At 67.3% G+C, this 14,078-nt stretch carries 7 protein-coding genes and 1 pseudogene; 4 read left to right on the forward strand and 4 right to left on the reverse strand.

Going from position 1 to position 14,078, the window contains the following annotated elements:
• Both ACWCPF_RS44910 and ACWCPF_RS44915 read right to left on the reverse strand, forming a co-directional pair.
• Nucleotides 1–1,292: amino acid adenylation domain-containing protein (locus tag ACWCPF_RS44910; RefSeq protein ID WP_451050946.1), on the reverse strand; the 1,292-nt coding region annotated here is incomplete at its 3' end.
• A 417-nt stretch (nt 1,293–1,709) separates the two neighbouring features.
• A pseudogene (locus ACWCPF_RS44915) lies at nt 1,710–2,657 on the reverse strand (condensation domain-containing protein); the annotation flags it as partial.
• A 351-nt stretch (nt 2,658–3,008) separates the two neighbouring features.
• Between ACWCPF_RS44915 and ACWCPF_RS44920 the strand changes: the two are divergent.
• The 4 genes from ACWCPF_RS44920 to ACWCPF_RS44935 are packed head-to-tail and all read left to right on the forward strand — an operon-like array spanning nt 3,009 to nt 7,604.
• A complete protein-coding gene (locus tag ACWCPF_RS44920) occupies nt 3,009–4,682 on the forward strand; it encodes an ABC transporter ATP-binding protein (RefSeq protein WP_451050940.1) in 1,674 nt (557 codons plus the stop codon).
• Nucleotides 4,679–6,439 carry an ABC transporter ATP-binding protein gene (locus tag ACWCPF_RS44925; protein WP_451050941.1) on the forward strand — a complete coding sequence of 587 codons (1,761 nt, stop codon included), beginning with the start codon at nt 4,679–4,681 and terminating at the stop codon, nt 6,437–6,439. Before ACWCPF_RS44920 ends, ACWCPF_RS44925 begins: the two co-directional genes overlap by 4 nt.
• Nucleotides 6,439–7,296 (forward strand): class I SAM-dependent methyltransferase, encoded by an 858-nt coding sequence (locus tag ACWCPF_RS44930; RefSeq protein WP_451050942.1) that lies wholly within the window; start codon nt 6,439–6,441, stop codon nt 7,294–7,296. The genes ACWCPF_RS44925 and ACWCPF_RS44930 overlap by 1 nt, the downstream gene beginning before the upstream one ends.
• A gap of 56 nt (nt 7,297–7,352) precedes the next feature.
• On the forward strand, nt 7,353–7,604 hold the full coding sequence (locus tag ACWCPF_RS44935; protein WP_451050943.1) for a phosphopantetheine-binding protein: 252 nt from the start codon (nt 7,353–7,355) through the stop codon (nt 7,602–7,604).
• A gap of 87 nt (nt 7,605–7,691) precedes the next feature.
• On the opposite strand, the gene ACWCPF_RS44940 is transcribed toward ACWCPF_RS44935, so the two are convergent.
• Both ACWCPF_RS44940 and ACWCPF_RS44945 read right to left on the reverse strand, forming a co-directional pair.
• Nucleotides 7,692–9,542, reverse strand: a complete 1,851-nt coding sequence (locus ACWCPF_RS44940; protein WP_451050944.1) for an SIP domain-containing protein — start codon at nt 9,540–9,542, stop codon at nt 7,692–7,694.
• 54 nt (nt 9,543–9,596) lie between these two features.
• Entirely contained in the window at nt 9,597–14,048 is a 4,452-nt protein-coding gene (locus ACWCPF_RS44945) for a non-ribosomal peptide synthetase (RefSeq protein ID WP_451050945.1), read from the reverse strand.
• Nucleotides 14,049–14,078: the final 30 nt, after the last annotated feature.

Consider the following 14,078-nt stretch of genomic DNA (forward strand, 5'->3'; position numbering starts at 1 on the left):
ATTTCGGCGGGTTCGATCCGGTGTCCGCGTATTTTCACCTGGTCGTCACTGCGGCCGAGGTATTCCAACTGCCCTAGGGAGTTCCATCGCACGACATCGCCGGTGCGATACAGCCGCGCGCCGCCGTCGCTGAACGGATCGGCCACGAATCGGTCGGCGGTCAGGCCCGGGCGAGCGACGTAGCCGTCGGCGAGTTGCACTCCGCCCAGGTAGAGCTCTCCTGCGACACCGGCCGGCACCGGGCGCAGCCATGCGTCAAGAACGTGCGCTGTCGTGTTCGCGACCGGTGCACCGATCGGGGTGTTGTCGGTGATGATGGCTGCGGTGCCGTCGCCGGTGACTTCGGTCGAGCCGTAGAAGTTGTGCAGTGTTGCTTGTGGTGCGGCGGTTCGCATGGTGGTCGCGGTGCCCGGGGTGAGTGCTTCACCGGAGGAGATCCAGGACCGGATCGTGGTCAGCGCTGTGGGTGCGTCGTCGTGGCGGACGACGACGTCGGCCAGGCTGGGCACGGTCAGCAGATGTGTGACGCGGTGTCGGGCGATCGTGTCGAGCAGGCCGGCTGGATCCTGCGCGGTCTCCGCGGGCACGACCACGATTCGGGCACCGGCGATCATCGGCCCGAACAGCTCGGTCACAGCGTCGACGAAACCCACGCCGCTCTTCGACAGCGCCACATCGTCTGGTCGGTAGTCCAGTACTCGCTGACCCCATGCGAGGCGGTTGGCGAGTGCGCGGTGCGTGAGGGCCACGCCTTTCGGGTTGCCTGTCGTTCCTGATGTGAAGATCACGACGGCAGCGTCGAGGTCGTTCAGCGGCCGGGCTGGAACGGGGGCGGTTTCCTGACCGGCGGCCAGCCGTCGCTGTACTTCGTGGTCGTCGATCCGCAGTGCTGGTGCGCGATGTTCACCCAGTACGTGTTGATGTATTTCTGTGGTGAGTTGATCGGTGATGACCAGCGCAGGTGCGGCGTCGTCGAGGATGTGCTTGATGCGTTCTGCGGGGTATCCCGGGTCGATCGGCACGTAGGCCGCTCCCGCGCGGATCACTCCGGTAAGTGCTACTACCAGGTCGACCGAGCGCGTCATGGCGATCGCGACGCGGTCCCCGACCCGCACGCCCTCATCGACCAGGAGCTGGGCGAGAGCGTTGACCCGTGCATCGAACTGGCTGTAGGTGAGTTCGCTGCCGTCGTCGTCGGCGACGACCGCGACCGCGTCCGGATCGGCCGCGACCCGGCGGCGCACCAGTGCGTCCACCGTCACCAGCGCGTCCACCGTCACCGACGCGTCCACTGTCGCTGGCGCGACATCAAGCGTCTCGCCTTGCGCCCACGACAGATCCGGGCCGTCGGTACCGGGTGTGAATCCGGTACTCAGTTGGTGCAGGGTTTGGGCCGCGGACCCGTCGAGGACGGCGTTGAGGAAACGGCTGAATTGTTCGGCGTGCAAGAGCGGATCGCCGGTGGCGGAGCCCGTGGACAGCTCCAGCCGGATTCCGGAGTCGGGGTTGCGGTAGATCGCGAGGTCGAGCGAGCCGACCGGGCCGGTGCTGATCGTTTCGGAGACCGCGTCGATGTCGCCCAGACGCGGCGTTGATTCGAAGAGTCTGATGTTGATCGTCGGGAGTATGAGGTACGAGGCCTGGCCGCCTGGCCATTGACGGGCGATCTGGTGATCTTCGACAGTCGTGTGACGCCTGGAAGTCTTCAGCTGGTCTGCGACGATCTCGAGGACATTTCCGAAGGTGTCGTACGGGCTGATCTCAGTAACGACCGGGATAGCCCTTGAGATCGCGCTTGGTGTTTTCAGCGATTCGCGATCGTCTCGCAACATCAGAGGAACCCGGACCGCCACACAGTCACGACCATCGACCAGAGCGGTGTAGACACCCCACAACGCGATCAGGGAATCAGTCCAGGAGACCCGAGCCGCGCGAGCGAACTGCTGAACCTTCGAGTAGGTGTCGTCGGGTATCGGGACGACAACCGGTTGAGTCGAGGATACGAAGACCCCGGACAGGTCCTCCACGTTCTCGTGGCCGGCGTACTCGATCCCGAGGACGCCACTCCAATACGCGACACCTTCTTCGATCCCGGAATCGCCGGAATTCTTGGCGTCTATGACGTTCTTCATGCTGCCGAACCAGCGGTCCGGGACCGAATCGCCGGCCTGCTGTGCGGAGTAGACCTCGGCGACGCGGCGGATGAACAGAGAAATGCTGTAGCCGTCGACGAGCAGGATGTTGGTGATCAGGATCCATGCCCAGGTGCCGTTCTCACGGCGGATCAGGGTCGAGCAGGTCGTCGGCTCTCCGGCAGTGGCCGGCGGTCCGGTGAGTTGTTCGCGGGCCAGTACCCGGATCTGATCATCGCCATGGCCCGCATCGACGATCTCTGTCGTGAGTGTCGTGGCGGTGTCGAGGTATTGAAAAGGGACACCGTCGTCGTCCCCGAAACGTACCCGCAACGCGTCGGTCTCTGCGAAGACAACACTGACCGAGGACGCGAACAGGGCCGGATCGACCGGGCCGTTCAGCCAGATCAGCTGACCTGCGCAAAACACCGAGGACTCGGGAGCGAGCTTCCGTGCCACCCAGTTGCCGCGCTGACTCGCAGTCAACTCCACACGATCAAAAGCCGTCAACGGAAGCACACCCACTTCTCTTGAGACCAGATCGAGCCGACCGAGGCAACGATCCCTAGAACCTCAACGAAGGGTAGGCTAACCTTGCCCCGTGTCACCACCCATTCCGCCACCCGACCGAGGAGAAGCCTCCATCAGGTACGACAACCGCCCTGCGACGACGGCCTGTTGGTGTGCGATCCCGGACAGGGCGTTCCAGGAAGACGAACTCTCCGGAGCCCGGCAGCAGCGAGTGTGGGTGGCTGCGGCGCTCACTCAGCACACTGACACCCTGCTGCTGGGCACGGACCGGGGGCGGCCATGAGGAACGCCTCTCACTCCGACCCGTCGGGGCTGGGGCGGGGACCTATGACCCGTCGGCTACCTGTGCTTTGGCAGGCGCCCGCCGATCCGCCCGAGGTCCAGCCGTTCGAGGCCGGCTCGGGGACCACGGCCGGTCGATTCCTGTTGCGCGTGATCCTCTCGGTGCGGCGGGTCTCCGTTCCTGCGGCGCTGGCCGCGATCGTGTGGCAGGTGGGCGAGGCCGCGGTCCCCGTGGTGATGGGCCTTGCGATCGACCGGGCGTTGGCAACCGGGAACGCGGGGCAGTTGGCGCTGTGGCTCGGCGTACTGGTGGCCTTGTACATCGTGTTGACGGTGGCGGCGAAGTTCGCTGTCCAACTGACCGCGTATGCGATACAGCTGCTGCAGCACCGCCTCCGGAGCACCCTCTCGACCGGCGTGCTGCATCCGGTCGGCGGCGGCGCCCACGCGCCGGACGGTGGTGTCGTGTCGGTGATGACCAACGACGTCGCCCGCCTGGCCAACGGGGTTCAGCTCGCGATCATGCCGATCGCGAGGATCATGACCATCGGATTCATCGCCGTGTCCCTGTTGAGGACGCACTGGCTGCTCGGGCTCGCGGTGCTGGTGGGGGCGCCGCTGGCGGTGTGGTTGATGGGCGTGCTCAGCGAGCGGCTGTCCCGGGACACCCGTGAGTACCAGGGACTGCTGGCCACCACAGTCGGACTGGCCACGGATGTCGTGGCCGGCTATCGGGTGGTCAAGGGGATGCGCGCCGAGACCGAGGCGACCAGAAGATACCGGCAGGCAAGCCAGGAGACGCTCGTCGGCGCCAAGCGCAACGCGGGACTGCTGGGGAGATTCCTGATGGGCTCCGGTGTGGTCACCGGCACGTTCGTCGCAGCGGTGATGGGGCTGGCGGGCTGGTTCGCCGTGGACGGGCAGCTGAGCGTCGGCGAGCTGATCGCCGCCGTCGGCCTCGCTCAGGCGCTGCTGCCGCAGATCCAGTCGATCGCGAACGATTCCATACCCAACCTCGCCGGATCCCGCGCCTCGTCCGCGCGCATCCTCGACGTGCTGAAGACCGACGTGACGGCGGCGCCCGAGGCTGACGACGCGGCGCGGCCGGTGGTTCAGCAACTGCCGGTGCTGGAGGTGTCCACGCCCACCGCGACGATCCGGGTGGAGCCCGGCGAACTCGTGGGAGTGCGCACCGACGACCTGACTGCTGCCCGCGTCGCGGAGGCGCTGCTGGATCCCCGCGAGCCTGGCGGCGAGGTCGCGGTGCGGCTGGACGGGATCGCCGCGCGGGAGTTGACCGCGCAGGAGTATCGCTCCCGAGTCACGTTCACTCCGCACCGGGTCATGCTGTTCAGCGGAACGATCCGCGACAACCTCACCGCCACCGCGGCCTCACCCGAGCTGGTGACAGCTGCGGTGCGAGCTGCGGCTTGCGGTGACTTCGCCGCCGATCTCGACCTTCCGGTCGGCGAGGACGGCAACCGCTTCTCCGGCGGTCAGCTCCAGCGACTCGCGCTTGCCCGCGCCCTGGCGAGCGACGCGCCGGTGCTCGTGCTGCACGACCCGACCACGGCGGTCGACTCGGTCACCGAGCACACGATCGCGAAGCGGCTGCGCGACGTCCGCGCGGGCCGCTCGACCCTGCTGATCACCTCGTCCCCCGCGTTGCTGGGCAGCTGCGACCGCGTCGTCGACCTGCTCGAGGACGCACCGATGCGCGTAAGGACAACGTCATGAGCGGGGCATCCGCGGCAACCGGGCACGCGCTTCCGGTCGCGGGCGGCAGGGAGACAGCCAGGGAGGTGTGGCGGCTCAGCCGCGGGCACCGGCTCCGGCTCGCCACTGTCGGAGCGCTGGGGATCGTCAGCACCGGCGTCAACGTGATCCCGCCCGTGATCATCGGGTTCCTCATCGACCGGGTGCAGGCCGGTACCGCTGACCTCGGCACCGTGCTGACGGTCACGGCCGTCATGGTGCTCTCGGCAGTCCTCGGCGCGGCCGGCACCGCGGTGACGATCGTGCTCGCCACCCGCGTCTACCACACCATCCTCGCCGGGTTGCGCGAACAGCTCGTGGGCCGCGCCATGACACTCCCGCAGCACCTCGTCGAACGCGCCGGGACCGGGGACCTGATCTCCCGGACCAGCGACGACGTCACCGCCGTAGCCGATGCCGCACCCGCCGTGATCCCCGCGCTCACCGTCAGCGGGTTCACCATCGTCGTGTCGCTGGGCGGGCTTGCGGCACTGGAATGGCCGTACGCCGCCGCGTTCGCCGTCGTACTGCCCGTCTACGTACTCGTCATGCGCTGGTATCTCCGCATCGGCCCGCGGGTGTACGCCGCCGAACGCGCGGCGATGAGCGCGCGGGCACAGCAGATCCTCGAGTCCCAGCGCGGCTACGCCTCCGTGCTCGGGCTCGGGCTCGCCGAGCAGCGGCACCACACCGTGATGGACGCGTCCTGGGGCGTCGCGGTGCACACGCTCCGCGCGCGCACCGTGATGGCCATGCTCAGCCTCCGCCTGAACCTCGGCGAATGTCTGAGCCTGGCCACCGTCCTCGTCGTCGGCTTCGTCCTGATCGACGCGGACGCATCCACGGTCGGCGGCGCCACCGCCGCGACGCTGATCGTCCTGCGCGTGCTCGGACCGATCAACGAGCTGCTGTACGTCGTCGACGACCTCCAGTCGGCCCTCGCATCGCTCAGCCGCATCATCGGGGTCGCCACCATCCCGGAGGAGGCGGGCGAGCCGACAGCGGCAGCGGACACGGGCATCGCCGTGCGGCTTCACGAGGTCGCATTCGGCTATGGCGACGGCCCCCGCGTGTTCGACAACCTCACCCTCGACGTCCCCACCGGTCAGCGCATCGCCGTGGTCGGCGCCTCCGGGGCCGGCAAGACGACGCTTGCCGCCGTCATCGCCGGTATCCATCTGCCCGACGCCGGGACGGTGGCCCAGCCCGGCCGAACCACGTTGATCACCCAAGAGACGCACGTGTTCGCCGGCACCCTGCGGGACAATCTCACGCTCGGCGCCCCCAGGGCCACCGACCACGACATCCACGCGGCGCTGGACGCCACCGGGGCAGCCGGTCTGCGCGACCTGCTGCCGGACGATCTCGACACGATGATCGGCACCGGCGGGCATCCGCTCACCGATGCACAGGCTCAACAGCTCGCCCTCGCCCGGCTCCTGCTCGCCGACCCGGAACTGGCGATCCTCGACGAGGCGACCGCCGAGGCCGGCTCCACCCATGCGGGGTTGCTGGACCGTGCCGCCGAGGCGGCTCTGCGTGGTCGCACCGGGTTGGTGATTGCGCATCGCCTTTCCCAAGCCGCGACCTGTGACCGGATCGTCGTCATGGAGCACGGCCGGATCATCGAGACCGGAACACATGACGAGCTGGTCGCCGCTGGTGGCGTGTACGGCGGGCTGTGGAGCGCGTGGGAGGCCGGACGGGGCATGAACAACAAGCCAGGAAGGACTGACTGATGACGGGAAATGTTGTCGGCACGCCGGACAACACAGCGGTACGGACCGCATTGTGGCGTGCCTTGCACACCCAGGTGGACGAGCCGCCGCACGTCCTTGAGGACGTGCTGGGCGCCCGGCTGGCGCAGGACGACGACGGATGGCGCGAGCGCGGAGACATGGTCCCCGGCGACTCGCGAGGCAAGCGCGCCACGGTCGTCGGGCGGGCGCGGTTGACCGAGGACCTGGTGGCGCAGGCCGCGAGCCGCGGCGTGGATCAGTACGTGATCCTCGGCGCAGGCCTGGACACCTACGCTCAGCGTCATCCCGATGCGGGCTCCACCATGACCGTCTTCGAGATCGACCAGCCGGAGACGCAAGGATGGAAGCGGAGCCGGTTGATCGAACTCGGATATGGCATCCCGGATTGGTTGCGCCTGGTTCCGGTCGATTTCGAAGCGAATGACGACTGGTGGGATCGGCTGCAGGCGGCGGGATTCGATACCTCGCGTCCCGCGGTGGTGTCCTGGCTGGGGGTCACCATGTATCTGACCGAACAGGCCACGACGGCGACCCTCAAGCAGGTGGCGAGTCTGCCGTCCGGCTCCTCACTGATCCTCACGTTCTTCCGTCATCTCGAAGATCTCGCGCCCGAGGACGTACAGATTCGGCGAGCCTCCAGGGAGGGTGCTCGGCGGGCCGGTACGCCGTTCATCGGCTTCTACACTCCCGGCCAGATCACCGAACTGGCGCGCCAAGCAGGTTTCGCCGACGCCGAACACGTCTCGGCAGCCGGCCTCGCCGATCGCTACTTCGCGGGCCGGACCGACGGCCTGCGGCCGTACAGCGGCGAGGAAGTGCTGATCGCCACCGTGTGACACAGCCGGCTGGAACTGTCAGAAGAGGTTGGGCAAGCAATGAACGAGGAGTCCTGATGAGCCTGAGCAGCGAGCAGCTGATCGCCGACGTCGCCGACGTGTTGTACCTCGAACCCGCGGAGATCGACTACGAGTTGAGCCTCCGCGACCAGGGGATGGACTCGGTGCGCCTCATGGATCTGGTGGAGCGGTGGCGCACCGCGGGGGTGGACCGGATCGACTTCATCACCCTGGCCGAGGACTCGCGACTGGGTCACTGGATCGAGGTCATGGAGAAGCTCCAGGCTGGTGACGAAGTGGCTTCATGACCCTGCGGTAGGGCGGTCGCCGGGCTCGTCGTGGACGACCCGGCCGGACCGCTCGGCGGGACTGCTTGGCGGGCCCACGACCTCAGGTCACGGTGCCAGCACTCGCAACGTGTTGCCCCACCCCACGAGCGACGTCGCGATCACGTTCAATCCGGCGCCGGCGATGACCGCCTCGAGTTCGTCCTCGGTGCGGTATCCGGACCCGTGGAGCGTCAACCGCAGAATGTCGAGTTCCGCGTCATGTTCGTCCAACTCGGCGGGATCGAACGTGTCCTCCACCAACAGCACCCGGCCACCGGGGCTCAGGCTGGCAGCGGCCCGCTGAAGAATGAGCTTCGCCTCCGCGTCACGGTACTGCCCGAGCGTGTCGATGATCAGTACGGCGTCCGCAGGTTCGGTCTTCTCGAACACCGACTGCTCGGCAATCCGTATCCGGTCGCGTCGCGTCGCATCCGCAATGCTGATCGGAAGGTCCCTGCGGAACCAATCCGCCGCGGTAGGGAGCGCCACGACGGTCACCGTCGCCTCCGGATGCCCCGCAGTGAGGTAGTCGGCGTGGACCACCGCACCAGCTGCGTGGACAACCACCTTGCCGACGCCCCCGAGCACGGGTGACTTCGCGAGCGGCTCGGCGAGTACCTGCGCGAACCGGGACTTGTTCTCCAGACGCTTGTGCTCAAAGGTCGCATCGCTGCGGAGAGCGTCCCAATCCTTGCCGGTCACCGACTCCAACACCGGCTGATCGTGGCGGACCGCCGCTTCAAGACCGTAGAAGGCCTGCGACATACGGAAGTCGACCCCGCCGGAAACCAGGTGATCGAGCACGGACTCGCTGGTCAGAAACTCGCCGGTCTCACTGAGCTTGTATTCATCGCCTTCCTGTTCCAGGAGTTCGATCGCCTGCAGGTACCGCAGGAACTTCGCCAGGGAGCGTTCGTTCGCGCCGGTGTGCCGTGCGAGCGCGGGTACGGTGCGCACTCCGCGGCTGATGCAGTCGGCGATGCCGAGATTCGCGGCCGCCCGAATCGCCAACGGCGGAAGCAACTCGGACATCTCATGGAACTTGTCGAAGGCCTCGTCGTTGCGCTCGGGGTCCGGCAGGGCGGGGTCTTCGTCCAACGCCACAACCTCTGCGCGCCGCCAGTAGCCGGTGAAGTCGATGTCGGACTTGTCGACACCGCGCTCCTCGATGAGATACCGCCGCAGATCACGTACGACGGACTGTTCCCCGGCTAGCCAGGCGAACATCGCGCCCTCTCGCCGGCCGGCCTCGCGTACCGCCCGCAGCAGCAACGGCTCGGATCCCGCTGCCAGTCCGTTCCGCACGACCCAGGTCACCTCGACACCGGGGCGTTCCGGGAAGTCGATCCGGTGCGACTCCTCGGCCACCTCGATGTAGACCTCGGCCTGTGCTTCGTCGGGCAGTTCCCCGAGCAACCGGTCGATCGCCGGGACGGCCGTGTCGTCGCCGACGACGAGGTACCAGTCGTAACCTTCGGGCCGCCTGGTGGAGACCGAAGGTCCCCCGACGTGCAGGCGATCGCCGGGGTTCGCCCGGTACGCCCACGTCGTCGCGACGCCCACACCATGTTTCACGAAGTCGATGTCGAGCTCGCGAGCCTGCGCGTCGTAACGTCGTACCGTGTAGACCCGCCACAGCGCCGGCGGGTCGGCCGGCCACCTGTACTTGCCGTCCTTGTAGACCGGGACCACCGGCTCGCTTTCGCCGGGGTACGGGAAGATCAACCGGACGTTGTCGTCGAAACCCTCGCTGGCGAACTCGGGGAAGGTCGTACCGTCGCTTGCGGTGAACGATCCCAGCTGATCACCGGTCAGGGTCACACGGCGCATCCCGGGAGTGACATCGACAACCCGCGCCACCTCCAACTCCCGCAGGGCAATGGTGTGTACGACGGTGGGGCGGGCACGACGCGGCACGGCGACTCCTCATCGAACAGGTGTCAGATGCCAAAAACCTTAGCATTGCCTAACCTAATAAAGGTCGTCTGCCAGCGCTGCTCGGAGATCGGTGACCACCTTTTCCGCGAAGCCGAGGAAAGTGATCGTTGTCGTGTCCGGGGCGATGTGATAGCGGACAACCGCGCGATACAACTGCTCGGCGCCCTCTGGGGTCGGTGACCCGCTGTCCGGCCCATAGACCCGCGTGAGGAGCATTGCGGGAGAGGGGGCACGCCGCAATGCCCGGCGTCCGGCCTTGTTGTGGTAGCGCAGCAGTGCCAGCTCGGCGGTCGCGGTCGGCTCGGCCTCGTCGAGAGCGATGGTGGCGGCCGCGGTGAACGGACCGACTGACATCGTGTTGTCATCGGGAGTCAGCGGGACATCTTCGTCGACCACACCGCCGATCAGTGGTGCGATTCCTGTCGAGTGGAGCGCGTTGCGGATGGCTTTGCTGACGACGCCTTCGGTGAGGGAGCTGTCCCAGCGGAAGGTGGAGACGGTGGCATGAGCAAAGGTGGATTCGTCGATCGTCCGGGCTCGGGCGAGAAGGCCCTTCCAGCGATCGAGGCCGTCCGTGGCGACCGCGTCGCCGGCTGCTTCGATGGCTTCGAGCGCAGGGACGAGCGCTGGTGGGCGGGACACTTCCACTGCGCCGGACACTGCCTGCTGAAGTGCCTCCGCCAGACGGTGCAGCGAGGCTCGGTCGACGATTGCCGCGTGGACGGCGAGCACTGCAACCGTCTGCTCGGGGTGGTGCGTGAAGGCGAGGGCAGCCGGGCGGCCGGTCGAGAGGTCGATGAGATCAACGGCGGCCGACCTGATCGCGTCAACGTCGACGTCCGTGTCGGCGGTCAGCTCCATGGTCTGGGGCTGGACTGTTTCCGGAGGCAGGAGGTAGGTGAACCAGAGCCGCCGGCCGGTAGCGTCAACTGACAGGCGAAGCGCGTCCGTGTCGGCGACGAGCGAGCGGAAGGACGAGGCGACCGATTCGCCCGTCGACCGCGCGGGCAAGTTGATCAGCTCGGTGAAGACGTACTCATCGGGCGCGGCATCCGCCTCGCGCAAGCGCTCAAGGGCAGCGGAAGTCGGCACAAGAACCGGCTCGGCCGAAACGACGTCGTGCGTCGACGGCGCAAGCAGCGCGGCGAGGGCGCCGATGGTCCGTCGCATGAACACCTCGGACAGTTTGAGCGTCAGATCGTGCTCACGAGCGCAGGCAACGAGTCGTGCCGCGGAAATGCTGTCGCCACCCAGGCGGAAGAAGTCGTTGTCCACGCCCAGGTCGACGTCGTCGCCGAGGTGCAGTACGTCGCGGAAGATGCCGGCGAGGGCGATCTCGGTGTCGGTCTCCGGTGGCCGGCCGTCGGCTGTGCCGGCAGCCAGGCTCGGTTGCGGCAACGCGCGGCGATCCAGTTTCCCGTTCGCCGTGACCGGGAAGCGGTCCAGGCGCAGGAACGTCGCGGGCACCATGTAGTCCGGCAGCGACTGTGCGAGATGCTCGCGGAGCGCGTCGAACAGCACCGCGTCCTCGGCAGTCGTGGCACTGGCCGTCGTGGCACTGGCCGTGGTGGCACTGGCTGTCGTGGCACTGGCCGTGGTCACGTATGCCGCGAGGTACTTTCCGCCGGCCGGGTGATCCAAGGTGGCGATCGCCGCGCCCGTTACCCCTGGATGCTGTTCGAGGACGGCGCTGATTTCGCCGAGTTCGATCCGGTATCCGCGTATCTTCACCTGGTCATCGCTGCGGCCGAGGTATTCCAACTGTCCCAGGGAGTTCCACTGCACGACATCGCCGGTGCGATACAACCGTGCGCCCTGGTCGCTGAACGGATCAGCCACGAATCGGTCAGCGGTCAGGCCCGCGCGAGCCACATATCCATCCGCGAGCTGCACCCCGCCCAGGTAGAGCTCACCTGCCACACCGACCGGCACCGGACGCAACCACGTGTCCAGGACACGCACCGTCGTGTTCGCCACCGGAACACCGATCGGCACCCCCACCGCGTCGACGAGCCCGGCCTGAACCACCGGGTGAGCGGTCACGTCCACGGCCGCCTCCGTCGGCCCGTAGAGGTTGTGCAACTCCGCGTTCTCGAACAGCGCGACGGCACCGGCCGCGGGCGACACGGGCAGTGCCTCGCCGGAGCAGAACACTCGTCGTACCGAACCCACCGACGTCCGGTCCGGGGCCGAGGTGAGGAAAGCCTGGAGCATCGACGGCACGAAATGAGTGACCGTCACCGCGCGACGGTCGATCACTTCGAGCAGATACTGCGGATCCTTGTGTCCGCCCTCCTGCGCCACGACCACCGCTGCGCCGGTGACCAGTGGCAGGAAGAACTCCCACACCGACACGTCGAACGTGAACGGGGTCTTCAACAGCACCCGATCCGGCGCACCGATCCGGTAGAGATCATGCATCCACCACAGTCGGTTGACTATTGCCTCGTGGTTGATCTGAACGCCCTTGGGGCGTCCGGTGGTGCCGGAAGTGAAGATCACGTATGCGGCATCCGACGGGAGCAGCGGACGCGAGACCTGCGGTGGGTCGATCACGCCGGCATCGAGGTGTTGCCGCACAGGTTCGTCGTCGATGAGCACGATGCGCACAGGATGATCGGTGAGCACGTGGTGCTGAGCACCGGAGGTCTGCCGGTCGGTGATCACCGCCCGTGGTTCGGCGTCCGCGAGGATGTGATTGACGCGGTCGGTGGGGTAGTCGGGGTCGATGGGCACGTACGCCGCCCCGGCGCGGATCACCCCGGCCAACGCGACCACCAACTCGGCCGAGCGAGGCAGTGCGACCGCGACCCGGTCTCCGACCCGCACGCCCTCCTCGACGAGGAGGTGAGCGAGAGCGTTGACCCGCGCATCAAAGTCGCTATAGGTGAGTTCAGTGCCGTCATCAGCGATGACTGCGACCACGTCCGGGCTCGCCGCGACCTGCCGGCGCACCAACTCGTCAAGAGTCGCCCCGGGAACATCGAGCGTCTCACCACGCGACCACGCGTCGAGTTGTCGCGACTCCGGTGCGGGCAACAGGTCCAGGTCGCCGACCCGCGCCTCTGGACCGGCAGCGATCGCCTCCAGCACCGACCTGAAGACGGCGACAAACCGCTCAGCGGTAGCACCATCGAACAGATCGGTCGCGTAAGAGAGCTTCCCGTTCAGATCGTTGAGCGAATCGAAGATGTCGAGGTCGAGATCGGTCTTGACCGCGCCCACCGCCGCGGGACTCGGTGTCGTCGTGACGTTCCCGATGCGCAGGCCGCCCGCGCGGCGGCTGTCGGCGACGCGGTGGGTGAGCATGATCTGGAAGAGGGGGTTGCGGCCGACGAACCGCTCGGTGCCCAGCGCACGGGTGATTTCCTCGAAGGGTGCGGCCTGGTGCTCGAACCCGCCGAGCACCGTTCGCCTGGTGTTCCGCAGAACGTCGGTGATCGAGTCACCGGCGTGGAACCGATGGCGGATCGGCAGAGTGTTCACGAAGTATCCGACCAGGTCTTCCAGGCCGTCCTCGGTGCGTCCGCCGACCGGTGAACCGATCACCACGTCCGCACCGGCGCCCAGCGCCGAAACGGTCAGCGCGGTCGCGGCCTGCAGAGTCATGAACATGCTCACGCCCTCCGCATCCGCGACCTGACGCAGGCCGGTCACGACCTGTGGATCGATGGTGAACCGCAGATCCGCACCGCGGTGGGTCGGTGCCACCGGTCGGGCCCGGTCCAGCGTGATCGCGGACTCTTCGGGCGCACCCGCGAGGACGTCCTGCCAATAGGCAAGATGCTCGGAAAGCAGCGAACCCGAGTCCGACGCCTCCCCCAGGACCTCACGTTGCCAGATTGCGTAGTCCGCGTACTGGACCCGCAACGGCGTCCATCCCGGCTCCTGCCCCGCGGCCCGCGCCTGATAAGCGGTCGACAGGTCGCTCAGCAGCGACGGGAACGACCATTCATCCACTGCGTGGTGATGTACCGCGACAACGAACACCCAGTCGTCAGCGCCGGCGCGTAGCAGCGCGACACGGATCGGGATGTCGACCGCGAGATCGAACCCGGCCTGCACCACCGCGCCCACCCGCGCATCCACGCCGGCAGCATCCACACCCGTGACATCCTCAACGAGCAGAGAGAGCCTGTCGGCCGTTTCGTTCGCTGGCACGACGACCTGACGTAGCGTGCCGTCCTTCTCCACCAAGAGCGTGCGCAGCGCCTCGTGACGGGACACCACATCCCGTACCGCCGTGATCAGAACATCAGGATCCAGATCGCCGCCCAAACGCAGCACCACCGGCACCACATACCGCCCACCCGGCCCACCCAACTGATCAATCAGCCAGAGTGCTTGTTGTCCGTATGAGACTGGTAGTGGGGTTGGGCGTGGCAGTTCGCCGATTCGTGTGCCGGACGTCTCGGTGGTAGCGGTGGTGGTGTCGGCGATTCGGGCGAGTTCGCTGATGCGGGGGTGGTCGAAGACATCGCGCAATGTGAGTGCGGTGCCGAGCAGGGCGTTGGC

The organism is Streptomyces sp. NPDC001858, from assembly GCF_053594615.1.

Excerpts from the sequence above, each read along its gene's own strand:
- ACWCPF_RS44925 (WP_451050941.1), top strand. The coding sequence starts at position 4,679 with ATGAGCGGGGCATCCGCGGCAACCGGGCACGCGCTTCCGGTCGCGGGC.
- ACWCPF_RS44930 (WP_451050942.1), top strand. The coding sequence starts at position 6,439 with ATGACGGGAAATGTTGTCGGCACGCCGGACAACACAGCGGTACGGACC.
- ACWCPF_RS44935 (WP_451050943.1), top strand. The coding sequence starts at position 7,353 with ATGAGCCTGAGCAGCGAGCAGCTGATCGCCGACGTCGCCGACGTGTTG.